The sequence below is a fragment of the Streptomyces sp. NPDC043952 genome, assembly GCF_056435325.1.
The window spans coordinates 185746-210311 of the sequence record NZ_JBWKES010000011.1; the positions used below are offsets into that span (position 1 = coordinate 185746).

Sequence of the window (24566 nt, forward strand, 5' to 3'; positions counted from 1 at the left end):
CGCCGCCCGCGCCTTACCGCCGCCGGATCACCCGGCGACCCCCGGCGAGCCCCCTTCCCGCCCCGGCAGCCGCCGCGCGAACTCCCGTACGGCGGCCCGCACATCCTCCGCCGTCCACTCCAGGCCGGACGCCCGCACGGAGACCTCCGTGCGGGCCATGCCGGGGCCCGCGGCGCCGGACCAGTGGCCGGGGAAGAGGGCCACCGAGGTCTCCTCGGCCTGCCGCAGCGCCGCCTCGGCCGGCACCTCGGGCTCGTACGGCAGCCAGACCTGGAACTCGTGGGTGTGCGGCACCTCGGGGTGCACCCGCGCCCAGGCGAGCCCCGCTTCGGCGAACCCCTCGCGCAGCGCGGCGGCGACCACGCGCGCGTGGCGGACGTACTCGGGCAGCCGGGGCAGCGCGCGCTCCAGGCCGATCAGCGCGGACAGCGCGGTCGGGAACTGCTGGAAGACCTGCCCGCCGTACCGGTGCCGCCAGGTCCGCGCCTCCTCGACCAGCGTGCGCGGCCCGGCGAGCGCGGCGCCGCCGAGGCCGTCGAGGGACTTGTAGAACGACACGTAGACGCTGTCGGCCAGGCCCGCGATCTCCGCCAGGGGGCGCCCGAAGTGCTCGGTGCACTCCCACAGGCGCGCGCCGTCGAAGTGCACCACCGCGTCACGCTCCCGCGCCGCCTCCACCAGCTCGGTCAGCTCCTCCCAGGTGGGCAGCACGAAACCGGCGTCCCGGAGCGGCAGTTCGAGCATCAGCGTCCCGAAGGGCTCCGCCAGGTCGCGTATCTCCGCGGCCGTCGGCAGGCTGGTCCCGCTGCCCACGTGCACCGGGCGCAGCCCGCTGACCTGGCTGAGGGCGTCGCGCTCGTGCACCTCGGGGTGGGACAGCGGGTGCAGGGCCACCGCGGGGTTGCCGGTACGGCCCGCCCAGCAGCGCAGCGCCACTTGCTGGGCCATGGTGCCCGTGGGGAAGAACGCGGCGTCCCCGGTGCCCAGCAGCGCGGCGACCCGTTCCTCCAGGGCGGCGACGATCCGGTTGCCGTAGACGTCGGCCGGTTCGTCCAGGTCGTACACCTCCGCGCCCGCCTCCGCCAGGTCCGCGAGGCGGTCGCGGACCGAGTCGCCCGCGGGCGCGTGGCTCAGCCGGCGCGCGCCCCGCCGCCGTACGGCCGCCCACCGCTCCCCGGCCGTGGGCTCCGCCCGCTCCCCGCTCGCAGGTTCCGTCTCCTGCCCGGTCGGTTCCGTGTCCTGGTCCTGCCCGGATGTCTCGGTCATGCCTGGGATCATGCCGCGCCGGGGCCGCGCGTGGCACCGCATATACGGGCGCGACCCGCGTGGTGAAACCCACAGCCTGTGGACAACCGGTCGGCGGCGGACCGAGATAGCGTTAACATGACGAGAAATCGTCCGGTACATCGTCCGGTACCCGAAGCGGACTGGAACGGGAAGGCCGTCGTCGCGTGAGTACAGTCCACCAGCAAGACCACCGGGACCGCCCCGCGCGGCTCACCGTCGGCGTCGTGGGCGCCGGCCGGGTGGGCCCCGCGCTGGCCGCGTCCCTCCAGCTCGCCGGGCATCGGCCGGTGGCCGTCTCCGGTGTCTCCGACGCCTCCCGCAGGCGCGCCGAGGACCTGCTTCCGGGCGTGCCCCTGGTGCCGCCGGCCGAGGTCCTGGAGCGCGCCGACCTGGTGCTGCTCACCGTCCCCGACGATGTGCTGCCCGCCCTGGTCACGGGGCTCGCCGAGACCGGTGCCGTACGGCCCGGACAGCTGCTCGTGCACACCTCCGGGCGGTACGGCGCCAAGGTGCTCGACCCCGCCCTGCGGGCCGGTGCCCTGCCGCTCGCGCTGCACCCCGCGATGACCTTCACCGGCACCCCCGTGGACGTCCAGCGCCTCGCGGGCTGCTCCTTCGGCGTCACCGCGCCCGAGGAGCTGCGGCTGGCCGCCCAGGCCCTGGTGATCGAGATGGGCGGCGAGCCGGAGTGGATCAGCGAGGAGAACCGCCCGCTCTACCACGCGGCCCTCGCGCTCGGCGCCAATCACCTGGTCACCCTGGTCGCGCAGGCCATGGAACTGCTGCGCACGGCCGGTGTCGAGGCCCCCGACCGGATGCTCGGCCCGCTGCTCGGCGCCGCCCTGGACAACGCCCTGCGCTCCGGGGACGCGGCCCTGACCGGGCCGGTCGCGCGCGGGGACGCCGGGACCGTCGCCGCGCACCTCGTGGAGCTGCGCGAGCACGCCCCGGCGGCCGTCGCGGGCTACGTCGCGATGGCCCGCGCCACCGCCGACCGCGCCCTCGCGCACGGCCTGCTCAAGCCGGAACTCGCCGCGGACCTGCTCGGCGCGCTGGCCGACGGCACGGCCACGGGCGCACCCGGCGTACCGCGGACACCCGGCACCGAGAGCGACGACAACGCCGACAACGCCGACAACACCGACAACACCGACGACGGCACCGACGGCCCGACCGGCACCGAGGGGAACGACCGATGACCACCGCCCTGCTCAGCACCGCGCGGGAACTGCACGCCCGCCCCCGCACGGGCCGCCGCGCCGTCGTGATGACCATGGGCGCGCTGCACGAAGGCCACGCCACCCTCATCCGCTCCGCGCGCGAGATCGCCGGCCCGGACGGCGAGGTCGTCGTCACCGTCTTCGTCAACCCGCTCCAGTTCGGCGCGGGCGAGGACCTGGACCGCTACCCGCGCACCCTGGACGCCGATCTGAAGGTCGCCGAACAGGCCGGTGCGGACGCCGTGTTCGCGCCCTCCGTGGACGAGGTCTACCCCGGCGGCGACCCCCAGGTCCGCGTCACCGCGGGCCCGATGGGCGAACGCCTGGAGGGTGCCTCCCGGCCCGGCCACTTCGACGGCATGCTGACCGTCGTCGCCAAACTGCTCCACCTCACCCGCCCCGACGTCGCCCTCTACGGCCAGAAGGACGCCCAGCAGCTCGCCCTGATCCGGCGCATGGTGCGGGACCTGAACTTCGGCATCGAGATCGTCGGCGTGCCGACCGCGCGCGAGGAGGACGGGCTCGCGCTGTCCAGCCGCAACCGCTTCCTGTCGCCCGACGAGCGCCGCACCGCCCTCGCCCTGTCCCGCGCGCTGTTCGCCGGCCGCGACCGGCACGCCGCCCAGGAGGCGCTGCGCGCGCGGGCCCGCGAGGTGCCCGCCACCCAGGCGCGCGCGGAGGCGCTGAGCGCGATAGGGGAGTCCCGCGCGGCCGCCGACGCGCACGCGGTGGCCACCGCCGCGCCGGGCGGCCCGGCCGCCGTCCGCGCCGCCGCCCGCCAGGTCCTGGACGAGGCCGCGCACTACGACCCGCCGCTCGAACTGGACTACCTCGCCCTGGTCGACCCGTCCGACTTCACCGAGATCGGCGACGACTTCGCCGGCGAGGCCGTACTCGCCGTCGCGGCGCGGGTCGGCGCCACCCGGCTGATCGACAACCTCCCGCTCACCTTCGGCACCCTCGGAGCCGCCTCGTGACCAGCACCGGCATACGACTGCACGCACCCGCCCCCGGCTGGGCCATCGCCGCGGACGTGGTCGTCGTCGGCTCCGGCGTGGCCGGGCTGACCGCCGCCCTGCGCTGCGAGGCCGCCGGGCTGAGCACGGTGGTCGTCACCAAGGCCCGCCTGGACGACGGCTCCACCCGCTGGGCCCAGGGCGGCATCGCGGCCGCCCTCGGCGAGGGCGACACCCCCGAACAGCACCTGGACGACACCCTGGTGGCGGGCGCCGGCCTGTGCGACGAGGCGGCCGTACGCCTCCTGGTCACCGAGGGCCCGGACGCGGTACGACGGCTCATCGAGACCGGCGCGCACTTCGACGAGTCCGCCGGGGGCGGCCTCGCCCTCACCCGCGAGGGCGGCCACCACCGGCGCCGGATCGCGCACGCGGGCGGCGACGCCACCGGCGCCGAGATCTCCCGCGCGCTGGTCGAGGCGGTCCGCGCGCGCGGCCTGCGCACCATCGAGAACGCGCTCGTCCTGGACCTGCTCACGGACGCCGGGGGCCGCACGGCCGGCGTCACGCTGCACGTCATGGGCGAGGGCCAGCACGACGGCGTGGGCGCCGTGCACGCCCCCGCGGTGGTCCTCGCCACCGGCGGCATGGGCCAGGTGTTCGCCGCCACCACCAACCCGTCGGTGTCCACCGGCGACGGCGTGGCGCTCGCGCTGCGCGCCGGCGCCGAGGTCAGCGACCTGGAGTTCGTGCAGTTCCACCCGACCGTGCTGTTCCTCGGCACCGACGCCGAGGGCCAGCAGCCGCTGGTCTCCGAGGCGGTGCGCGGCGAGGGCGCCCACCTGGTGGACGCCGGCGGCACCCGCTTCATGCTCGGGCAGCACGAACTGGCCGAGCTGGCGCCGCGGGACATCGTCGCCAAGGCCATCATGCGGCGGATGCAGGAGCAGGACGCCGAGCACATGTTCCTGGACGCCCGCCACTTCGGCGCCGAGATGTGGGCGCACCGCTTCCCGACCATCCTGGCTGCTTGCCGGGCCAACGGCATCGACCCGGTCACCGAGCCCATCCCGATCGCCCCGGCCGCCCACTACGCCTCCGGGGGCGTGCGCACCGACGACCACGGCCGCACCACCGTGCCGGGCCTGTACGCGAGCGGGGAGTGCGCCTGCACCGGCGTGCACGGCGCCAACCGGCTCGCCTCCAACTCCCTCCTGGAGGGCCTGGTCTACGCCGAGCGGATCGCCGCGGACATCGCCGCCGAGCGCGCCGCCGACGGCCTGCGCGCGCGGGTGCCCGAGCCGGTCCCGCACACCGGCAGGCCCGCGCACCCGCTGCTCGCCCCCGAGTCCCGGTTCGCCATCCAGCGGATCATGACCGAGGGCGCGGGCGTGCTGCGCAGCGCCGGGTCCCTCGCGGGGGCCGCCGAGCAGCTCCAGCGGCTGCACACGGACGCCCGCGACGCGCTGGACGTGCACGGCAAGACCGCCGAGCCCGGCGTGGACACCTGGGAGGCCACCAACCTCCTGTGCGTGGCCCGCGTCCTGGTCGCCGCCGCGCTGCTGCGCGAGGAGACCCGCGGCTGCCACTGGCGCGAGGACTTCGCCGAGCGCGACGACGCCAACTGGCGCCGCCACATCGTCGTCAGGCTCGATCGCGACCGTTCGCTGGCGGTGCGCCCCACCGACACCGCAGACTTCCCCCCTATCAGGTAATGCCCAGCGCTTCAGGAGCAGTGACAGACGTGAGCACCGACGACCTTCCCCTCGTGACGACCGGCGGCTGCGGCGACGGCTGCGGCTGCGGCGCGGAGCACGACGAGGAGTACCTGGAGTGCGGGCTCGACCCCGTGCTCGCCGAGCTGCTGGCCGATGCCGGGCTCGACCCGGTCGAGGTCGAGGACATCGCCACCGTGGCCATCCAGGAGGACCTGGCCGGCGGGGTGGACGTGACCACGGTCGCGACCATCTCCGAGGAGGCCGTCGCCACCGGTGACTTCACCGCGCGCGAGGCGGGCGTCGTGGCCGGGCTGCGGGTCGCCGAGGCCGTGCTCTCCGTGGTCTGCACGGACGAGTTCGAGGTCGAGCGGCACGTGGAGGACGGCGACCGGGTCGAGGCCGGGCAGAAGCTGCTGTCCGTCACCACCCGCACCCGCGACCTGCTCACCGCCGAGCGCAGCGCGCTGAACCTGCTGTGCCGCCTGTCCGGCATCGCGACCGCGACGCGCGCGTGGGCGGACGCCCTGGAGGGCACGAAGACCAAGGTCCGCGACACCCGCAAGACGACGCCGGGCCTGCGCGCCCTGGAGAAGTTCGCGGTCCGCGCGGGCGGCGGCGTCAACCACCGCATGTCCCTGTCGGACGCGGCCCTCGTCAAGGACAACCACGTGGTCGCGGCCGGCGGCGTCGCCGAGGCATTCAAGGCCGTACGGGAGTCCTTCCCGGACGTGCCGATCGAGGTCGAGGTCGACACGCTGCACCAGCTGCGCGAGGTCGTGGAGGCGGGCGCCGACCTGATCCTGCTGGACAACTTCACGCCCGGCGAGTGCGCGGAGGCCGTGGGCATCGTGGCCGGGCGGGCGCTCCTGGAGGCCTCCGGCCGCCTGACGCTCGCCACCGCGCGCGCCTACGCCGACACGGGCGTCGACTTCCTCGCCGTCGGCGCGCTCACCCACTCCTCGCCGATCCTGGACATCGGCCTGGACCTGCGGGAGGCGGAGTAACGGCCATGCTGCTCACGATCGACGTCGGCAACACGCAAACCGTCCTCGGCCTGTTCGACGGCGAGGACATCGTGGAGCACTGGCGCATCTCCACCGACGCCCGCCGCACGGCGGACGAACTGGCGGTGCTGCTCCAGGGCCTGATGGGCATGCACCCGCTGCTCGGCGACGAACTGGGCGACGGCATCGACGGGATAGCGATCTGCGCCACCGTCCCCTCGGTCCTGCACGAGCTGCGCGAGGTCACCCGGCGCTACTACGGCGACGTCCCGGCGGTCCTGGTCGAGCCGGGCGTCAAGACCGGCGTGCCCATCCTCACCGACAACCCCAAGGAGGTCGGCGCCGACCGCATCGTCAACTCGGCCGCGGCGGTGGACCTGTACGGCGGTCCGGCGATCGTGGTCGACTTCGGTACGGCGACCACCTTCGACGCGATCTCCGCGCGCGGCGAGTACGTGGGCGGTGTCATCGCCCCCGGCATCGAGATCTCCGTCGACGCGCTCGGCGTCAAGGGCGCCCAGCTCCGCAAGATCGAGGTGGCCCGGCCGCGCAGCGTGATCGGCAAGAACACGGTCGAGGCCATGCAGGCGGGCATCGTGTACGGGTTCGCCGGCCAGGTCGACGGGGTGGTGGGCCGGATGGCGCGCGAGCTGGCGGACGACCCGGACGACGTGACGGTGATCGCGACGGGCGGGCTGGCGCCGATGGTGCTCGGCGAGGCATCGGTGATCGACGAGCACCAGCCGTGGCTGACGCTGATCGGGCTGCGGCTGGTGTACGAGCGGAACGTGTCGCGGCTTTAGCGGAACGTGTCGCGGCTTTAGAGGGAAACCCTCGCGACACATCATCCCGTTGTGACGCTTTTGTCCGATTAGCGGTAGCGTCGCCGCATGCCCACGCCATACGGATCCCGCGGCGGCATGGCGTTCGGCGCGGAGGAGCTGCGTGTGCTCCGCCGCGCCCTCGCCCTCGCCCTTCACCCCGGCCGCACGTCCGCCCAGGACGTACAGGACTGCCTCCGCCTCGCCGAGTCGCTCGACGAGGCGATCCACGAGGGGGTGAGACTGCGCGCCTTCCTGCTGGCCGATCTGGACCGCTACCGGGCCGCGCTGCCGGGTACCGCGGCCGGCTACTTCACCCTCCTGGAGGAGGCGCTGGGCGCCGCGTACCGGCCGGTGCCGGACGACCTCGCGGCGCTGCGGGCACTGCGCGGGAACCCGAGGGCGGCGGCGCTGCTGGAACGCTGCCGGGCGCTCGCGGAACAGGACGTACGGGCCCGCTTCGCGCAGGGCGCGCGCAGGGTCCCGGCACCGGCGGTGCCGCCCGCGCGCACGCGCCTGCTGGCCCTGTCGGGCGGCGCCGGGCGCCCGTCGGAGGACGCCGGCAAGCAGCCCCCCAAGCCCGCCCCGAAGCCGGCCCCCGCCGAGCGCCCCGACCCGGCCGCCCCCAAGCGCCCCATCCCCACCCCCGGCGAGGTCTTCCCGCGCCGCAAGCCCCCGGCCCCGCCGCAGCAACTGGTCTGCTGACCCGCACCGGGGCGCCCACCGGCGGCGGGCGCCCGCCCGGTGACGGCCGTTCTCCGTGGTCGGCGGCATGTCCGTACAGCCGCCTCGGCGTACCCCCACCCCGCCCGATTCGCCCGGTAGGGCATGGCTACTCTGGTCGCATGGACTATGTCTCCGCGCTTGTGCCCCCGGTCGTGATGGCCGTGTTCTTCATCGGTGTGGTCCGGGTGATCGTGAAGACCCAGGGCGGGGCGGCCAAGGCCAAGGAGGACGCGGCCGTCGACGCCGCCATCGCGCGGGCGGAGGCGGCCGGCGGCACATCCGCCGCGACCGACGCCTGAGCCGCCCCGAGGGACCGCCGAGGGTCAGGGGGGAAGCGCTATTTTCCCTAGACACGCCCTTTTTGTCCTGGTTCGTAAGGTTTCGCCACGTCTGGCACGCCATCGCCAGGATCTCCCACTATTGTTCTGAGCTGTGCCTCGCCCCTTGGGAGAACTCGAAGACGCGGTCATGACGCGGGTGTGGAAGTGGAACCGCCCGGTGACCGTTCGAGAAGTCCTGGAAGACCTCCAGCAGGAACGCACCATCGCGTACACCACCGTGATGACGGTTTTGGACAATCTCCATCAGAAGGGCTGGGTCCGCCGCGAGGCGGAAGGACGGGCCTATCGATATGAGGCCGTCTCCACCCGCGCCGCCTACGCCGCCGCCCTCATGAACGACGCCTGGTCGCAGAGCGACAACCCCGCCGCCGCACTCGTCGCGTTCTTCGGGATGATGAGCGAGGAACAGCGCCAGGCCCTTCAGGACGCCGTACGCATCGTCCAGGGACCGGAAACCCGGCAAGCCCCCGAAGCCGCCGAACCGCGGGCCGCACAAGCGGAGCAACAGGAGAACCCCGGCTCGGCTCAGGACGCCGCCGGGCGATAGCGTCCGCCCATGTCCGCGAAGCACCCCGAAGTCTCCGCAAAAGCCATCACGGTCCGCCGGGCCAGGACCGGCGATGTGCCGGCCGTGCGCCGGCTCCTCGACGCCTACGTCCAGGGCCGCATCCTGCTCGACAAAGCCACGGTCACGCTTTACGAGGACATCCAGGAGTTCTGGGTCGCGGAACGGGACGACAACGCCGAGGTCGTCGGCTGCGGCGCGCTGCACGTCATGTGGGAGGACCTCGCGGAAGTCCGCACTCTCGCGGTGAAGCCCGGCCTCAAGGGCGCGGGCGTCGGCCATCAGTTGCTGGAGAAGTTGCTCCAGACCGCGCGCTGGCTCGGTGTTCGCCGGGTTTTCTGCCTGACCTTCGAAGTCGACTTCTTCGGGAAGCACGGCTTCGTCGAGATCGGCGAGACACCCGTCGACACCGATGTCTACGCGGAGCTGCTGCGTTCCTATGACGAGGGCGTCGCGGAGTTCCTCGGACTCGAACGAGTGAAACCGAACACCCTGGGCAACAGCCGGATGCTTCTGCATCTGTGATCGTCTTTGCCCGGCGACTATGCGCGGTGCCCTATGTCCGAAACGCGCATCTTTCCGGCCGCTGCCCCCTCCCCACCGCTCTCCCAGGGGTTTGTGTTTTTCCCGCAAAAGCGGTTTGCTTTCCGACGTATCGCAGTACTGCATATAACAGGGGCGGCGAAACGGGCGGACGCGCGCACCCTGACCCTCAACGTTATCGATGAAAGGAAATCCGGTGGCACAGAAGGTTCAGGTCCTTCTTGTCGACGACCTCGACGGCGGCGAGGCGGACGAGACGGTGACGTTCGCGCTGGACGGCAAGACGTACGAGATCGATCTCACGACCGCCAATGCGGACAAGCTGCGCGGCCTTCTCGACCCTTATGTCAAGGGTGGCCGTCGCACCGGTGGCCGTGCCTCCGGCGGCCGCGGAAAGACGCGCGCCGCCGCCGGCGGCAACCAGGACACCGCGGCGATCCGCGCCTGGGCCAAGGAGAACGGCCTGGAGGTCAACGACCGCGGCCGCGTCCCCGCCTCCATCCGCGAGGCGTACGAGAAGGCCAACGGCTGATCGGCCGAAGCGGCCGGATATCGGTACGACCATCAGTACGGCACGACCGTCAGTACGGCGCTACGGCGAGACCGGCACCCCGCCGCATTCCCGCCGCAGCCGGACGCGGTGACACCACGCTGCCACCGTGTCCACCAGCCGTACGAGATCCGGGGCGCTCCCCTCGCGCCCCACGCCCGGCATCGCGGGCAGCGGGGCATCCGCCTCGCGTCCCGGCACAGGGGGCCGCAGCCACACGGCGGCCCCCTTCGGGCTGCCGGACGGCGGCAGCGGCCGGCCGGGCGGCAGGGGCGCCTGAAGGACGTCTCCCGCCCCCAGGGCCCGCAGATCGAGCGCCACGGCGCCCCACTCCAGCCAGTCCAGCAGCCCCGGCAGCTCCTCCGCGCAGCCCGCGGCCACCAGCAGCCGCATCCGGTCGCCCCGCAGGGCCACCGGCGAGCCCGGCGCGAGATGCCGCAGCGCCCGCGCGCCCGCCTCGGCCGGCACGTCCAGGACGTCGAAGCGCACCCCGGCCGGCAGCCCCGGCGGCGGTCCGGGCACGGTCGGCCAGCCCAGCTCGTGCTCGTACCAGCGCCGGACCTCGCGCCACCCCGGCCCGCGTCCGCGCACACCGGGCGCACCGGGCGCTCCCGGTTCGACGGGGCGGCGGGGAAGGGGGACCGTGGAGGTCGTGGAGACCGTGCCAGTCATGCCGGGTGCAACAGGCGGGACAGGCGGCGAGTTACGCTGAGTGCCCCACTGATCGCACAGCGTGCCGGAAAAGCGGGCGCCCGGTGGGATGGGGAGCCGCAAGGTTGTTCGCCCATAGCGGAGGGAACCGGTGCGCTCGGCATGGAGTGTCAGTCCCCGCGGGTAAGACATGCCTAGTGGGAGGGGGCGACGCGTGGGCGCGGCGGTCTCCCGTTCGCCATCGGCGTAGTGGCGAGTGGGGTAACTGCCTGGCCTGCGGGAACATCGTCTCGCACCATCGGGTTGGAGCAGATGTCGGCGTTCGCGGTCAGGAGGCAGCAGCTTGTCTCCGCGAGAGCGGAGGTGATCCGGACGGTGTCGGCAGTTGGAATGAGCGGTCCCCGCTTGCGGGACTAAGCTGCGGAAGGACAGAGAGGGGAGCGTCCCCTTACTGCCTGACCGCTCTGAGGAGCGATTAACGATGTTCGAGAGGTTCACCGACCGCGCGCGGCGGGTTGTCGTCCTGGCTCAGGAAGAAGCCCGGATGCTCAACCACAACTACATCGGCACCGAGCACATCCTCCTGGGTCTCATCCACGAGGGCGAAGGTGTCGCCGCTAAGGCCCTGGAGAGCCTCGGCATTTCGCTTGAGGCGGTCCGTCAGCAGGTGGAGGAGATCATCGGTCAGGGCCAGCAGGCCCCGTCCGGCCACATCCCCTTCACCCCCCGTGCCAAGAAGGTCCTGGAGCTGTCGCTCCGCGAGGCCCTTCAGCTGGGCCACAACTACATCGGCACGGAGCACATCCTGCTCGGCCTGATCCGTGAGGGCGAGGGCGTCGCCGCCCAGGTCCTGGTCAAGCTGGGTGCCGATCTCAACCGGGTGCGGCAGCAGGTCATCCAGCTGCTCTCCGGTTACCAGGGCAAGGAGACCGCCACCGCCGGCGGCCCGGCCGAGGGCACCCCCTCGACCTCCCTGGTCCTGGACCAGTTCGGCCGGAACCTCACCCAGGCCGCCCGCGAATCCAAGCTCGACCCGGTCATCGGGCGCGAGAAGGAGATCGAGCGGGTCATGCAGGTGCTGTCCCGCCGTACCAAGAACAACCCGGTGCTGATCGGTGAGCCCGGCGTCGGCAAGACCGCCGTCGTGGAGGGCCTCGCCCAGGCCATCGTCAAGGGCGAGGTGCCCGAGACGCTGAAGGACAAGCACCTGTACACGCTGGACCTCGGCGCCCTGGTCGCCGGCTCCCGGTACCGCGGTGACTTCGAGGAGCGCCTGAAGAAGGTCCTCAAGGAGATCCGCACCCGCGGCGACATCATCCTGTTCATCGACGAGCTGCACACGCTGGTCGGTGCGGGTGCCGCCGAGGGCGCCATCGACGCGGCCTCCATCCTCAAGCCGATGCTGGCCCGCGGTGAACTCCAGACCATCGGTGCGACCACGCTGGACGAGTACCGCAAGCACCTGGAGAAGGACGCGGCCCTGGAGCGCCGCTTCCAGCCCATCCAGGTCGCCGAGCCGTCCCTGCCGCACACCATCGAGATCCTCAAGGGCCTGCGCGACCGGTACGAGGCGCACCACCGCGTCTCCATCACCGACGAGGCGCTGGTCCAGGCCGCCACCCTGGCCGACCGCTACATCTCGGACCGCTTCCTGCCGGACAAGGCCATCGACCTGATCGACGAGGCCGGCTCCCGGATGCGCATCCGCCGGATGACCGCGCCGCCGGACCTCCGCGAGTTCGACGAGAAGATCGCCGGCGTCCGCCGGGACAAGGAGTCCGCGATCGACTCGCAGGACTTCGAGAAGGCCGCCTCGCTGCGCGACAAGGAGAAGCAGCTCCTGGCCGCCAAGGCCAAGCGCGAGAAGGAGTGGAAGGCCGGCGACATGGACGTCGTCGCCGAGGTCGACGGCGAGCTGATCGCCGAGGTCCTCGCCACGGCCACCGGCATCCCGGTCTTCAAGCTGACCGAGGAGGAGTCCTCCCGCCTGCTGCGCATGGAGGACGAGCTGCACAAGCGGGTCATCGGCCAGGTCGACGCCGTCAAGGCGCTGTCCAAGGCGATCCGCCGTACGCGTGCCGGTCTGAAGGACCCGAAGCGCCCCGGTGGCTCGTTCATCTTCGCCGGCCCCTCCGGTGTCGGTAAGACCGAGCTGTCCAAGGCGCTCGCCGAGTTCCTCTTCGGCGACGAGGACGCGCTGATCTCCCTCGACATGTCGGAGTTCAGTGAGAAGCACACGGTCTCGCGTCTCTTCGGCTCGCCCCCCGGCTACGTGGGCTACGAAGAGGGCGGCCAGCTGACCGAGAAGGTGCGCCGCAAGCCGTTCTCCGTCGTCCTGTTCGACGAGGTCGAGAAGGCCCACCCTGACATCTTCAACTCGCTGCTGCAGATCCTGGAGGACGGCCGCCTGACCGACTCCCAGGGCCGGGTCGTGGACTTCAAGAACACGGTCATCATCATGACGACCAACCTCGGCACGCGGGACATCTCCAAGGGCTTCAACCTGGGCTTCGCGGCCTCGGGTGACACGAAGACCAACTACGAGCGCATGAAGAACAAGGTCCAGGACGAGCTCAAGCAGCACTTCCGGCCCGAGTTCCTCAACCGCGTGGACGACGTGGTCGTCTTCCCGCAGCTCACGCAGGAGGACATCCTGCGGATCGTCGACCTGATGATCAGCAAGGTGGACGAGCGCCTGAAGGACCGGGACATGGGCATCGAGCTCTCCCAGTCCGCCAAGGAACTGCTGTCCAAGCGGGGCTACGACCCCGTGCTGGGCGCCCGGCCGCTGCGCCGTACGATCCAGCGCGAGATCGAGGACAGCCTCTCCGAGAAGATCCTCTTCGGCGAGCTGCGCCCCGGCCACATCGTGGTCGTGGACACGGAGGGCGAGGGCGACTCCGCGACCTTCACCTTCCGCGGCGAGGAGAAGTCGGCCCTGCCGGACGCCCCGCCGATCGAGCAGGCGGCGGGCGGCGGCCCGAACCTGAGCAAGGACGCGTAAACCCGCGGCGCTTCAGCCGAAGGGGCCGGTGCTTTTGGCACCGGCCCCTTTCGGTTTTCCCGCGCGGCGGGTAACGGCCGGCTTCGGAATGCGCTTACGAGAGCTGGCCGTTGTAGTCGGGCAGTTTGAAGGTCTGGTCGGCGTGGCCGCCGGAGAGGTCGGTCGTGCTGTTGCCGATGTTGGCGATGATGTCGTAGCCCCTGTTCTCGATGGCGACGCGCTGGGCCGTCTTGTAGTCCGCGACGTTCTTGAAGAGGTCGAACAGGCCGCGCACGTAGATGCCGGAGACCTGGTAGCCGTCGTACTCGAGGTTCCACTTGGTGGGCGCCTCGATGATGCCCGGCCGGGCGGTCACGAAGAAGAGGGCGACGCCGTGCTCCTGGGCGTACCGGGCGACGTCGAAGACCGGCTTGTTGGCCGTCTGGGGGACCGTGAAGCCCAGGTCGGTGTCCAGCGTGGTGTTGTCGATGTCGAAGACGATGGCCTGCTTGTCGCCCGGCTTGGCGGCGGCGATGCGCTGCTTGAGGTAGGGCAGGGCCTGGTCCATCACGGTCTGGCAGTCGTTCTGCCAGGTGGCGAAGTCGACCTTGCCGGTCGTGGCGCTCGCCGCCGCGGTGGTGGCCGGGGCCGTGGTGGCGTCCGCTGCGCGGGCCGGGGCGGCCACGGCGGCCAGGGCGGCCACGGAGACGGCGGTCACGGTGAGGCGGCGCGCCAGGGGGCTGGTCATCGGTGGGGGTTCCTCTCACATCACGTATGCGGTGCCGGATGGCAGGTGCATGATCTGTGGTGCGGATGGCGTGAGGGGAACCGTAGGGTTACCGAACGGTAGGCGGATAGGGGTCTGCATCACATTCACAGCCCCGTCGGAGCGCGAAGCCGGTGACATGCCGCACAGGCGATTTATCCCTTACTAGCCCCGATAGTGGGATCCACCAGGCGGGTAAAGCGCGGGCAAAGCACTCGTAGATCCCTGGTTTCGGGTGGAAACGGGCACGTCGCGCGGGGGGCTTCCGGGTCGGCGTGGGGGCTGTCAAGGCGGTAGGTGGTTTTGGGCCCATCTACTACTGGGCGCCGTAGATGCCCCACTTCCGCCCGGATGGGGCGATCGGTTACCAAGGGATGGCCGCAGCGGCGAACACCTGTCCGCCGGGCGGCCGACCTGTCCCCGAGTTCACGAGGTCTCGATGTTCCAGCGCTTCACGTCCCGTGCCCCCCGTACGTCCTCGCTCCGTACCCGTGCCGCCTTCCTGGCCGCCGGTGTCGCTGTCCCGGTCGTGCTGGGCGCCGGAGTCGCGAGCGCCGCTCCGTCGGCGGCCTCCTGGGTGGACCCGGTGAAGAAGTACTCGCTCTCCGCGGGCTTCAACCAGTCCGGCGCCCACTGGGTCGCCAAGCACAGCGGCCAGGACTTCGCCGTGGCCACCGGCACCGAGGTCGTCGCCGTGCACGGCGGCACCGTGGTCAAGGCCGGCCCCAACGGCGCCGGTGACGGTCCCGCGTACGGCAACGCCATCGTGATCAAGCACGAGAACGGCGTCTACTCCCAGTACGCGCACCTGTCCCGCGTCGACGTCAGGATCGGCCAGAAGGTGAAGACCGGCCAGCACATCGCCCTGTCCGGCTCCACCGGCAACTCCACGGGTCCCCACCTGCACTTCGAGATCCGTAAGACCTCGAACTACGGCTCCGCGCTCAACCCGGTGCCGTTCCTGAAGGGCAAGGGCGTCCGCGTCTGAGCCGAGCGGGCCCCACTGGGCCGAGCCCTCCGAGCCGTCCGTGTCGAGTGAGTCGACCGGGCGGCTCAGTCGTCGGCGTGGGCGTGCTCGTGTGCCTGGGTGACCAGGTCGAGGGCGACCTCCAGCACGGCCTGGCGGCGCTTCTCCACGTCGTCCACCAGGTCCTGCATCACGAACATCCCGGCGTGCAGGGTGAACAGCGCGCTGAGCGAGCGCACCTGGTCGACCAGTTTGGCCTCCGGGTCCATGAGGATTTCCCGCAGCCCGTGCATGCGGTCCTTGAAGGTCTCGCCGATGCGCAGCTCCCGCACCGTCGCCTGGTTCTCCTGCATGAAGCGGAAAAGCGGCTCCGCGTGCGAGAGCGCCTCGCTGTAGCGCCGTACGATCTCCTGCTTCGTCTCCAGGTTGTGCGGCTGGCCGCGACCCCACTCGATCAGGTCGGTGATCGGCTGCGTCAGGTCCTCGAAGAGGCTGACGATGATCTCTTCCTTGGTCTTGAAGTGGTAGTACAGGGCCGCCTTGGTGACGTCGAGGCGCTCGGCGATCTCGCGCAGCGAGGTCTTCTCGTACCCCTGCTCGGCGAAGAGTTCGATCGCGACGTCCTGGATGCGCTGGCGGGTGTTGCCGCGGCGCTGCTGCTTGGTGCCGTCCATGGTGACGCCCATCCTCGTACTCCTCGCGCTTCCGCGGAAACTTACTTGACGCCCGGCTAGTTGGCCGTCTACTTTAAGCAGTGTACTAACTAGCCGGGCGGCAAGTAAGTAGCCGACCAGGGGGAAGCAGGGAAGAGATGGCGGACACGGTGGAGAGCCCCCCGGAGGGCAAGAAGCAGCGGAGCGTGCGTGTCGTACTGCTCGCGCTCATGATCGCGATGATGCTCGCGATGCTCGACAACATGATCGTGGGCACGGCGATGCCCACCATCGTCGGCGAGCTGGGCGGCCTGGAACACCTGTCCTGGGTGGTCACCGGCTACACCCTGGCCACCGCGGCCTCCACCCCGATCTGGGGCAAGCTCGGCGACATGTACGGGCGCAAGGGCGCCTTCCTCGGCTCGATCGTGATCTTCCTGATCGGCTCCGCGCTCAGCGGCATGGCCCAGAACATGGGCGAGCTGATCGGCTTCCGTGCCGTGCAGGGCCTCGGCGCCGGCGGTCTGATGGTCGGCGTCATGGCGATCATCGGTGACCTCGTGCCGCCGCGGGAGCGGGGCAAGTACCAGGGCATGATGGCCGCCGTGATGGCGCTGGCGATGATCGGCGGTCCGCTGGTCGGCGGCACCATCACCGACAACTGGGGCTGGCGCTGGTCCTTCTACATCAACCTGCCGCTCGGCGCGGTCGCGCTGGTGCTGGTCAGCGTGGTGCTGCACCTGCCGAAGAAGCGGGCCAAGGCGGGCATCGACTACCTCGGTGTCGTCCTGCTGACCGTCGGCATCACCTCGATCGTGCTGGTCACCACCTGGGGCGGCAGCGAGTACGCCTGGACCTCCGCGCGGATCATGGAACTGATAGCCATCGGCGTGGTGGCGCTGGCCGGGTTCGTGTTCTGGCAGACGAAGGCCGCCGACCCGGTGCTGCCGCTGCACATCTTCCGCAGCCGCAACTTCACCCTGATGTCCGTGATCGGCTTCATCACCGGCTTCGTGATGTTCGGCGCGACGCTGTTCCTGCCGCTGTACCAGCAGGCGGTGCAGGGCGCGTCGGCGACCAACTCCGGTCTGCTGCTGCTGCCGATGCTCGGCGCGATGCTGGTGACGTCGATGGTCGCGGGGCGGGTCACCACCAACACCGGGCGCTACAAGGTGTTCCCGGTCGCCGGCGGTGTGCTGATGATCGCGGGCCTGTACCTGCTGTCGCTGATGGACACCGGTACGAGCCGCTTCACCTCCGGCGTCTACATGGCGGTCCTCGGCCTCGGCATGGGCTGTCTGATGCAGATCACCATGCTGGTGGCGCAGAACAGCGTGGAGATGAAGGACATGGGCGTGGCGTCCTCCTCGGCGACGCTGTTCCGTACGCTCGGCTCCTCGTTCGGCGTCGCCATCATGGGCGCGCTGTTCAACAACAAGGTCAAGGACGTCATGGCCGAGCGGGCGGGCTCGCTGGGCAAGGGCGTCACGGAGCAGTCCGCGCAGCTGGACGCCAAGAGCCTGGCGAAGCTGCCGCCGCTGGCCCGTGAGGCCTACCAGCACGCGGTCTCCGCGGGCACGCACTCCGCGTTCCTGCTGGGCGCCGCGATCGCCGTCCTGGTCCTCATCGGCGCCCTCTTCGTCAAGGAGGTCCCGCTGCGGGGTGGCCCGCAGGCGGCGAAGCCGGAGGAGAAGGCCGTTCCGCTGGTCGAGGCGGTCTGACGCGGGACGCGGTACGACGAAGGCCCCCGGCGGTGTCCTTGGGTTCTAACGGTCCTCGCAACACCCGCGATCTGTGGGAGTTGCGAGGACCGTGGCCGTTGAAGTACCGGGGCACCGCAATGCCCCGAAAGGGGCGCGGGGAACTGCGCGAACGACCCCCACCGGCCCGCGGCCGACGACGAACCGAACCGCCCCCACTCAACCGGCGCCCCCCATTCAACCGGCGCCCTCACTCACCCGGCGCTCCCGCTCAACGGCAGCATCGGATAACTCCCCGTATTCGTCGGCGCATGCTCCGGCAGCCACAGCACCGCCACCGCGCCCTCCGCCGGGAGGTCCGCCGGGACGCCCGTGGGGCGGATGTTGCGGAAGGTGAGGCGCGCGCCGAGGACGCGGGCCTGGCCCGCGGCGATGGTCAGGCCCAGGCCGTGGCCCTGGCCGGCGCGGTCCATGCTGCCGGTGCGGAAGCGGCTCGGGCCCTCCGCCAGGAGCTCCTCGGGGAAGCCGGGGCCGTGGTCGCGGACCCGGATCACCCGGCCCTCGACGCTCACCTCGATCGGCGGCCGTCCGTGCCGCGCGGCGTTGGCCAGCAGGTTGAACAGCACACGTTCGAGGCGGCGCGGGTCCGTCGTCACCTCCGACTCGTGCACCACCCGTACGACGACGTCCGGATCCTTCGCCGCCACCCGCCGCGTGACGAACTCGCCCAGCATGATGTCCTGGAGCTCGGCCCGCTCCGAGGCGCTGTCCAGGCGGGCCACCTCCAGCACGTCCTCCACCAGCGTGCGCATCGCCTTCGCCCGGTCCAGGACCAGCTCCGTGGGCCGGCCCGGCGGCAGCAGCTCGGCGGCCGTCAGCAGCCCCGTCACCGGCGTGCGCAGCTCGTGTGCGATGTCCGCGGTGACCCGCCGCTCGGCCTCCAGGCGCTGGCGCAGCGCGTCCGCCATCGCGTCCACCGCGCGCGCGAGGTCGTCGGTCTCGTCCCGTACGACCCCGCCGATGGCCTCCCGCACCCGTACCTCGGTCTCGCCCCGCGCGACCCGGTTCGCCGCGGCCGCGGCCTTGCGCAGCCGGCCGGAGAGCTGCCCGCCGATCAGCACGCCGAGCGCGCTGCCGCCGAGGACGACCGCGATGGACCCGATGACCAGGGCCTGGTCCAGGTCCTTCATCACGTCCATGGAGCGGTCCGGGAAGTGGCTGTGCAGCGACAGCACATGCCCGTCCTTGGCCGGTACCGCCGCCCAGATGTCCGGCGGCCCCGAGCCGCGGTCGGAGACATCGCTCGCCCGGCGCCCGGCCATCACCTTCTCGCGCACCGCCGGCGGTATCCCCGGATCGTCGATCTTTATGTTCGGGAAGTTCGTCCGCCCGTACAACTCGTAGTTGCGCTGGGCCAGTTGGACCCGGTCATTGGCCAGGTCGCGCGCGTTGTCCAGCATCGAGACGCGGGCCGCGTTGTGCACGACCAGGCTCAGCGCGATCGCCACGAGCCCGGCGACCAGCGCGATCGCCGCACTGAGCTTCCACCGGATGCCGGTGTGCAGGCCCACGCGCTCCATGCGCCGGACCGGGTGGCGCAGAAACCCCCGCATGCCGCTCCGTTCAGGCCTTCAGCTTGTAGCCGAAGCCGCGGACCGTCTCGATGCGGTCCTGGCCGATCTTCTGCCGCAGCCGCTGCACATGGACGTCGACCACGCGGGTGTCCCCGCCCCAGCCGTAGTCCCACACCCGCTCCAGCAGCTTGTCGCGGGAGAGCACGGTGCCGGGCGCGGAGGAGAACTCCAGCAGCAGCCGCATCTCCGTCGGGGTGAGCGCCACCGGCTGACCGGCCCGGCTCACCTCCATGCCGTCGGTGTCGATCCGAAGATCGCCGAAGGTCAGCGTGCCGCCCTGCACCGCGGACGCGGGCTCCTCAGAGTGCGCGGAGCCGCCGGCGTGCCCGAAGCGGCGCAGCACCGCCCGGATCCGGGCGACCAGTACGGCACCGTCGAACGGCTTGGTCACATAGTCGTCCGCGCCCGCCTCCAGGCCGAGGACGACGTCGATGGAGTCGGCGCGCGCCGACAGCATGATCACCGGGACCGTCGACTCGTCCCGGATCCGGCGGCACAGGCTGACCCCGTCGAGGCCCGGCACCATCACGTCGAGCAGGGCGATGTCCGGGCGGTTCGCGCGGAACGCCTCCAGGCCCGACAGGCCGTCGGGCATGGCGGTGACCGCGAAGCCGTCCCGCTCCAGGGCGAGCTGCGTGGCCTCGCGGATGACGTCGTCGTCCTCGACGAACAGAACGTGGGTCTGGTCTGCCATCCCGGTGCTCTCTGTCCTCGTGAAGTGCTGGTGGTCCGGTCGGAGCGCGGTTCAGCTGTCCGGCACGGGCGTCGGGGCCTGCCCGGCCGACTTGCTGTACTCGTTGCGCACGCTCTTGCCCGGTGTGAACCGTCCCGCCTTCCAGCTGTACGGTGTCACGATCTCACCGGACGGGCTGGAGATGGGATCGCCCTTCTCGTAATACTGCCTGGTCACCGACAGCCGGCCCTGATCGATCTCGGCGTAGACCGGCGATTCCTCGGTGCGGAAGACGTTCGTGAAGGTCCCGGCGTCGTCCCGGTAGACGTACGAGCCGATCCCGACCGCGTCCGCGCAGGTCAGCACGTTGATCACGACGTCGTCCACCGGGGAGCCGGTCAGGTCGCCGTAACTGACGTCCACCGGGTACTCGTTGCCGCTGCACGGCTTGAGCTCCCGCTTGACGGTGGCGGACACCGCCGGATCGTTCTTGAGCAGCTGGACGGCGTCCACCTTCCGGTACTTGTCCGGATCGCTCGGCGAGGGTGCCGGCGAGGCCATGGCACCGGCCACCGCCGACGCGTGCGCCGGGCCCTCGTCCCGTGCGCCCAGGCCGCCCGTGCCGCACGCTGCGACGAAAAGGGCGAGGGCGGTGACCGAGGCCACCGCCGCGATCACCGCCAGCCAACTCCCACGGGCCCGGTTGGGCCCGGGCCCTGTCAGGCCGCGCAACGCTCCCGCTCCTCACGCTCCAGCGCCCGTGCGTCCAGGTCGCGGGCCTCCAGCTCCTCGCGGAGCCGGGCGAGCGCCCGGTGCAGCGTGCTCTTGACCGTACCGGCCGACATGCCCAGGGCCGCGGCCGTCTCCTCGGTGGACATCTGCTCCCAGTGTCGCAGCACCACGACGCTGCGCTGCTTGGGGGCGAGGACTTTCAGGATGTCCATCAGCAGGGCCCGGTCGGCGTGCTGCTCGGTGGAGTCGTCCACGCTGGCGTCCGGCAGCTGCTCGGTGGGGACCTCCTCCAGCTTGCGGGCCCGCCACCACTCGGTACGCGTGTTGATCATGACCCGGCGCAGATAGGCGTCGGCGAGCCGCTTGTCGGCGATGCCGTCCCAGCGGCCGTACGTCCGCACCAGCGCGGTCTGGAGCAGGTCCTGCGCGTCCACGGGGTCCGGCACCAGCCGGCGCGCACTGCGCAGCAGCGCGTCCTGTCGCGTGCGGACGTACTCCTCGAATGCGAGCACCTCGCCCTGCGCCATGTTCAACCGCCTCCGTTCCCCGTGTGCTCCGGCCCCCGCCGAAGTCCCGCTGTCCTGCCGGCCCGTGGTCTGTCGGGCACGGAAACGAAGTTAGGCAGTCGTTGTCACGGGGCTGTGCGAACCAGCCTTCGGCTGGCAATCGGCTATCCGTCGGTTGTGTAACGGCCGTAGGAACGGGGTAGAGAGGGCAGCCCTTATATCCAGTTATGAGGCTTTTGCAGTAGTCGGGTTGGGCAGAGGGCGCCGTAACAGTGGGGGACGCGCTGTGATCTGGCTGTGGGTCAGGTCAGCGGCAGCCGGTACAGACCGCCCGGCAGCGGCTCCACCAGACCGTCGGCCACCAGCCCGTCCAGCGCGCGGGCCCGCTGCACCGGCTCGTGCCACACCCGGTCGAGCAGTGCCTGCGGCACCGGCGCGTGCGCCTCCCGCAGCACGGCGAGCAGCTTGCCGCGCACCTGCCGGTCCGTGCCGGCGTACGTCTGCCCGCGCCGCGGCGGCCCCTGGTGCTCGGGCTTGCCCGCCTGCCGCCAGGCGCACTGCGCGGCGATCGGGCAGCGCGCGCACCCCTCGTTCTTCGCGGTGCACACCAGCGCGCCCAGCTCCATGGAGGCGGCGGCCCAGCGCGCGGCCGTCCGCTCGTCCTCGGGCAGCAGTTCGCGGGCCAGCCGCCGCTCGGCCGCGGTTGTCGCGTTCGGCGGGTACTGCACGCCCGTCACCGCCCGTGCCAGCACCCTTCGCACATTCGTGTCCAGCACCGGGTGCCGCTGCCCGTAGGCGAACGAGGCCACCGCGGCGGCCGTGTACTCGCCGATGCCGGGCAGCGCGAGCAGCTGCGCGTGTTCCGTCGGTACGTCGCCGCCGTGCCGTTCCGTTATGGCGACCGCGGCGCCGTGCAGCCGCAGCGCGCGGCGCGGATAGCCGAGCCGGCCCCAGGCGCGCACCGCCTCGCCGGGCGCCTCCTTCGCCAGGTCGGCGGGGCGCGGCCAGCGGGCGAGCCACTGCTCGTAGACGGGCAGCACCCGGTTCACCGGGGTCTGCTGAAGCATGAACTCGCTGACCATCACGCCCCACGCGCCCGCCTGAGGGCGGCGCCAGGGGAGGTCGCGGGCATGGGCGTCGAACCAGGCGATCACGGGGGCGTGGAGTTTCTCGGTCATGGCCTTCCGATCCTGCCACGCCGCGCGGGGTGGCGCGGGTGACCAGGCCGTCACTCAGCGTGCCGGACGCTGAAGAACCGTGCCTGCACGGGCAGTTACCGGAATGATGATCCGGAAAAGTTGCCGCGTGGTCGGCGGGTGGGGCAAGGCCGCGCGCCGAACTCTCGTAGAGTTTGGGCGTGGGATCTCTGCGCAATCCGGTCGGGCCGCTTCCCTCCTCCATCTACTGGCGCAGGAGGGTCGTACTGCTGTCGGTGGTCGTCGTCTCGGCGCTGCTGATCGTGTGGATCATCACCGCGGGGGGCGGCGGAGGCGGGAAGAAGGGGACCAGCGCGTCCGGCGGCAAGAACCCCACGAACACGATCACTCCGGGGCCGTCGGGCTCGGGTCCCGCGTACAGCCAACATCCGGGCGGGCGGGACGAGTCGGGGGGAGCGGACTCGGGGTCGGGGTCCGCCGGTTCCGGGTCCGGTCCGGATCAGGGTGCCGGGTCCTCCGGTGCCGGGGACTCCGGTTCGGGCTCGGGCGGGTCGGCCGGTTCGGGCGGCTCGTCCGCAGCGGGCGGCGGGGCGGTGGCCGCGGGCGACGCGCTGCCCGGCTCCTCCGCACTGGCCAACTGCACTTCCGGAGCGGTGTCGTTGGGCCTGCGCAGCCTGGACAACTCCTACTCGCCGGACCAGACGCCGGCGTTCGAACTGACCGCGAGGAACACGTCGTCCGCCGACTGCAAGGTCGATCTCGGGCCGCAGAACGCGGTGTTGACCATCACCCCGGCCGATGGCGACCACCCCTTCTGGTCCTCCGCCGACTGCCCCAAGGGCGCGGGCCACCTGCTGTTCCGGGTACCGGCCGGCAAGTCCATCACGTACACGGTGAAGTGGGACCGCCACCCGAGCGCCGCCCACTGCGCGACCCCGCCGAGCGGCACGGCGAAGCCGGGCACGTACCTGCTGGAGGCGAAGACACCGGGGTACGGCAAGCTTCAGGCGTCCTTCGTGCTGTCGGCGGACTAGCAGTTTCGGCCGGCGGGCCCGCACTTCTCAGCGGCGGCACGGCGGTTCCCCAGGGGCGCGGGAAACCGCGCGAGCACCACGGACGGACCCGCACGTCTCCACGGACCTGTCGGCGTCGAGAGTCCAGCGGACCTGGCGCCCCCGAAAGTCCAACGGACCTGGCGCCCCCGAAAGTCCAACGGACCTCTCGGCCCCGGAAATCAGACGTACCGCTCCAGGATCGAGGACTCCGCCAGCCGCGAGAGCCCCTCCCGCACGCTCCTCGCCCGCGCCTCGCCCACACCGTCCACCGTCTGGAGGTCGTCCACACTCGCCGCGAGCAGCTTCTGCAGCCCGCCGAAGTGCTCCACCAGCCGGTCGATGATCGCCCCCGGCAGCCGCGGCACCTTGGCCAGCAGCCGGAAGCCCCGCGGGGACACCGCGGAGTCCAGGGTCTCGGGCGAGCCGGTGTAGCCCAGCGCCCGCGCCACCGTGCCGACCTCGATCAGCTCCGCCTGGGTCAGCGCGTCCAGCTCCGCCAGGGCCTCCTCCACGGTGCGGGAGCGCTTCGCCGTCGGCTCGGGCACGTAGTCCCGCACCACCAGCTCGCGGTCCGGCTCGACCCCCGCGATCAACTCCTCCAGCTGGAGCGAGAGAAGACGGCCGTCGGTGCCCAGCTCCACCACGTACTCGGCGATCTCGGTGGCGATCCGGCGCACCATCTCCAGACGCTGCGCGACGGCGGACACGTCCCGCACCGTCACCAGGTCCTCGATCTCCAGCGCCGACAGCGTGCCCGCCACCTCGTCCAGGCGGAGCTTGTACCGCTCCAGCGTGGCCAGCGCCTGGTTCGCGCGGGAGAGGATCGCCGCCGAGTCCTCCAGGACCCGGCGCTGACCGTCCACGTACAGCGCGATCAGCCGCATGGACTGGGAGACGGAGACGACGGGGAAGCCGACCTGCTTGCTCACCCGGTCCGCCGTACGGTGCCGGGTGCCGGTCTCCTCCGTCGGGATGGTCGGGTCCGGGACCAGCTGGACGCCCGCGCGCAGGATCTTCGACAGGTCCGAGGAGAGCACGATGCCGCCGTCCAGCTTGCACAGCTCCCGCAGCCGGGTCGCGGCGAACTCCACGTCCAGCACGAACCCGCCCGTGCACATCGCCTCGACGGTCTTGTCGGAGCCGAGCACGATCAGGCCGCCGGTGTTGCCGCGCAGCACGCGCTCCAGGCCGTCGCGCATGGCCGTACCGGGAGCCACGGCGCTCAGCGCCGCGCGCATCAGGCCATCGGAACCGGCACTCCCACCGGACTTTCCGGGAGCTGCTGCCCGGTCGTTGGCTGCCACTGCACTCCTCCGGTCGGGGGTTCTCACGCGCACCCGTGCCCGCACTCGGTTCGT

Annotated in this window: 24 protein-coding genes; 14 read left to right on the forward strand and 10 right to left on the reverse strand. The window is 71.6% G+C overall.

Going from position 1 to position 24566, the window contains the following annotated elements; translation table 11 throughout:
* Positions 1-27: 27 nt before the first annotated feature.
* Positions 28-1266, reverse strand: a complete 1239-nt coding sequence (locus tag AC069R_RS15920; RefSeq protein ID WP_478767381.1) for a threonine aldolase family protein — start codon at positions 1264-1266, stop codon at positions 28-30.
* Positions 1267-1451: 185 nt separating this feature from the next.
* Between AC069R_RS15920 and AC069R_RS15925 the strand changes: the two genes are divergently transcribed.
* The 10 genes from AC069R_RS15925 (at position 1452) to AC069R_RS15970 (ending at position 9713) form a co-directional block, all read left to right on the forward strand.
* Entirely contained in the window at positions 1452-2486 is a 1035-nt protein-coding gene (locus tag AC069R_RS15925) for a Rossmann-like and DUF2520 domain-containing protein (protein WP_478767382.1), read from the forward strand.
* Positions 2483-3484: a pantoate--beta-alanine ligase gene (gene panC, locus AC069R_RS15930; protein ID WP_478767383.1), complete on the forward strand. Its 1002-nt coding sequence runs from the start codon at positions 2483-2485 to the stop codon at positions 3482-3484. The genes AC069R_RS15925 and panC overlap by 4 nt, the downstream gene beginning before the upstream one ends.
* Entirely contained in the window at positions 3481-5178 is a 1698-nt protein-coding gene (locus AC069R_RS15935) for an L-aspartate oxidase (RefSeq protein ID WP_478767384.1), read from the forward strand. The genes panC and AC069R_RS15935 overlap by 4 nt, the downstream gene beginning before the upstream one ends.
* A 29-nt stretch (positions 5179-5207) precedes the next feature.
* Positions 5208-6185 (forward strand): carboxylating nicotinate-nucleotide diphosphorylase, encoded by a 978-nt coding sequence (gene nadC, locus AC069R_RS15940; RefSeq protein ID WP_478767385.1) that lies wholly within the window; start codon positions 5208-5210, stop codon positions 6183-6185.
* A 5-nt stretch (positions 6186-6190) separates the two neighbouring features.
* Positions 6191-6988, forward strand: a complete 798-nt coding sequence (locus AC069R_RS15945; protein WP_397984720.1) for a type III pantothenate kinase — start codon at positions 6191-6193, stop codon at positions 6986-6988.
* 117 nt (positions 6989-7105) lie between these two features.
* Positions 7106-7711 carry a hypothetical protein gene (locus AC069R_RS15950; protein ID WP_478767418.1) on the forward strand — a complete coding sequence of 202 codons (606 nt, stop codon included), beginning with the start codon at positions 7106-7108 and terminating at the stop codon, positions 7709-7711.
* Positions 7712-7851: 140 nt separating this feature from the next.
* The gene (locus AC069R_RS15955) at positions 7852-8031 is read left to right on the forward strand and encodes a hypothetical protein (protein WP_478767386.1); all 180 of its coding nucleotides are present in this window, start codon (positions 7852-7854) and stop codon (positions 8029-8031) included.
* A gap of 169 nt (positions 8032-8200) precedes the next feature.
* Positions 8201-8620 carry a BlaI/MecI/CopY family transcriptional regulator gene (locus AC069R_RS15960; RefSeq protein WP_397987219.1) on the forward strand — a complete coding sequence of 140 codons (420 nt, stop codon included), beginning with the start codon at positions 8201-8203 and terminating at the stop codon, positions 8618-8620.
* A 9-nt stretch (positions 8621-8629) separates the two neighbouring features.
* Positions 8630-9163, forward strand: coding sequence for an amino-acid N-acetyltransferase (locus tag AC069R_RS15965; RefSeq protein WP_397984718.1), 534 nt, complete (start codon positions 8630-8632; stop codon positions 9161-9163).
* 214 nt (positions 9164-9377) lie between these two features.
* Positions 9378-9713, forward strand: coding sequence for a histone-like nucleoid-structuring protein Lsr2 (locus tag AC069R_RS15970; RefSeq protein ID WP_478767387.1), 336 nt, complete (start codon positions 9378-9380; stop codon positions 9711-9713).
* Positions 9714-9773: 60 nt separating this feature from the next.
* On the opposite strand, the gene AC069R_RS15975 is transcribed toward AC069R_RS15970, so the two are convergent.
* Entirely contained in the window at positions 9774-10403 is a 630-nt protein-coding gene (locus AC069R_RS15975) for an SCO3374 family protein (RefSeq protein ID WP_478767388.1), read from the reverse strand.
* Between the two features lie 460 nt (positions 10404-10863).
* On the opposite strand from AC069R_RS15975, the gene AC069R_RS15980 reads away from it, so the two are divergent.
* Positions 10864-13386 (forward strand): ATP-dependent Clp protease ATP-binding subunit, encoded by a 2523-nt coding sequence (locus AC069R_RS15980; RefSeq protein WP_397984716.1) that lies wholly within the window; start codon positions 10864-10866, stop codon positions 13384-13386.
* A 94-nt stretch (positions 13387-13480) separates the two neighbouring features.
* Here the strand turns inward: AC069R_RS15980 and AC069R_RS15985 are convergent, their stop codons facing one another.
* Positions 13481-14113, reverse strand: a complete 633-nt coding sequence (locus AC069R_RS15985; RefSeq protein WP_478767389.1) for an HAD family acid phosphatase — start codon at positions 14111-14113, stop codon at positions 13481-13483.
* A 457-nt stretch (positions 14114-14570) separates the two neighbouring features.
* Here AC069R_RS15985 and AC069R_RS15990 point away from each other — a divergent pair, with 457 nt between their 5' ends.
* A complete protein-coding gene (locus AC069R_RS15990; RefSeq protein WP_478767390.1) occupies positions 14571-15119 on the forward strand; it encodes a M23 family metallopeptidase in 549 nt (182 codons plus the stop codon).
* A 65-nt stretch (positions 15120-15184) separates the two neighbouring features.
* Here AC069R_RS15990 and AC069R_RS15995 read toward each other — a convergent pair whose 3' ends face one another.
* Positions 15185-15784, reverse strand: coding sequence for a TetR/AcrR family transcriptional regulator (locus AC069R_RS15995; RefSeq protein ID WP_478767391.1), 600 nt, complete (start codon positions 15782-15784; stop codon positions 15185-15187).
* Between the two features lie 125 nt (positions 15785-15909).
* Between AC069R_RS15995 and AC069R_RS16000 the strand changes: the two genes are divergently transcribed.
* Complete coding sequence (locus AC069R_RS16000) at positions 15910-17472, forward strand: MDR family MFS transporter (protein WP_478767392.1); 1563 nt, start codon at positions 15910-15912, stop codon at positions 17470-17472.
* Positions 17473-17705: 233 nt separating this feature from the next.
* Here the strand turns inward: AC069R_RS16000 and cseC are convergent, their stop codons facing one another.
* From cseC to AC069R_RS16025, 5 genes are all read right to left on the reverse strand, one after another.
* Positions 17706-19064, reverse strand: coding sequence for a two-component system sensor histidine kinase CseC (gene cseC, locus AC069R_RS16005; RefSeq protein WP_478767393.1), 1359 nt, complete (start codon positions 19062-19064; stop codon positions 17706-17708).
* A gap of 10 nt (positions 19065-19074) precedes the next feature.
* Positions 19075-19779, reverse strand: a complete 705-nt coding sequence (gene cseB / locus AC069R_RS16010; RefSeq protein WP_478767394.1) for a two-component system response regulator CseB — start codon at positions 19777-19779, stop codon at positions 19075-19077.
* 51 nt (positions 19780-19830) lie between these two features.
* Positions 19831-20436 carry a hypothetical protein gene (locus AC069R_RS16015; protein WP_478767395.1) on the reverse strand — a complete coding sequence of 202 codons (606 nt, stop codon included), beginning with the start codon at positions 20434-20436 and terminating at the stop codon, positions 19831-19833.
* 41 nt (positions 20437-20477) lie between these two features.
* Positions 20478-21017, reverse strand: a complete 540-nt coding sequence (locus AC069R_RS16020) for a SigE family RNA polymerase sigma factor (RefSeq protein WP_397984702.1) — start codon at positions 21015-21017, stop codon at positions 20478-20480.
* A 281-nt stretch (positions 21018-21298) separates the two neighbouring features.
* Entirely contained in the window at positions 21299-22174 is an 876-nt protein-coding gene (locus AC069R_RS16025) for an A/G-specific adenine glycosylase (protein WP_397984701.1), read from the reverse strand.
* 179 nt (positions 22175-22353) lie between these two features.
* Here AC069R_RS16025 and AC069R_RS16030 point away from each other — a divergent pair, with 179 nt between their 5' ends.
* Positions 22354-23187 carry a hypothetical protein gene (locus AC069R_RS16030; RefSeq protein WP_478767396.1) on the forward strand — a complete coding sequence of 278 codons (834 nt, stop codon included), beginning with the start codon at positions 22354-22356 and terminating at the stop codon, positions 23185-23187.
* Positions 23188-23387: 200 nt separating this feature from the next.
* On the opposite strand, the gene disA is transcribed toward AC069R_RS16030, so the two are convergent.
* Positions 23388-24512 (reverse strand): DNA integrity scanning diadenylate cyclase DisA, encoded by a 1125-nt coding sequence (gene disA, locus AC069R_RS16035; RefSeq protein ID WP_397984699.1) that lies wholly within the window; start codon positions 24510-24512, stop codon positions 23388-23390.
* Between the last annotated feature and the right edge of the window lie 54 nt (positions 24513-24566).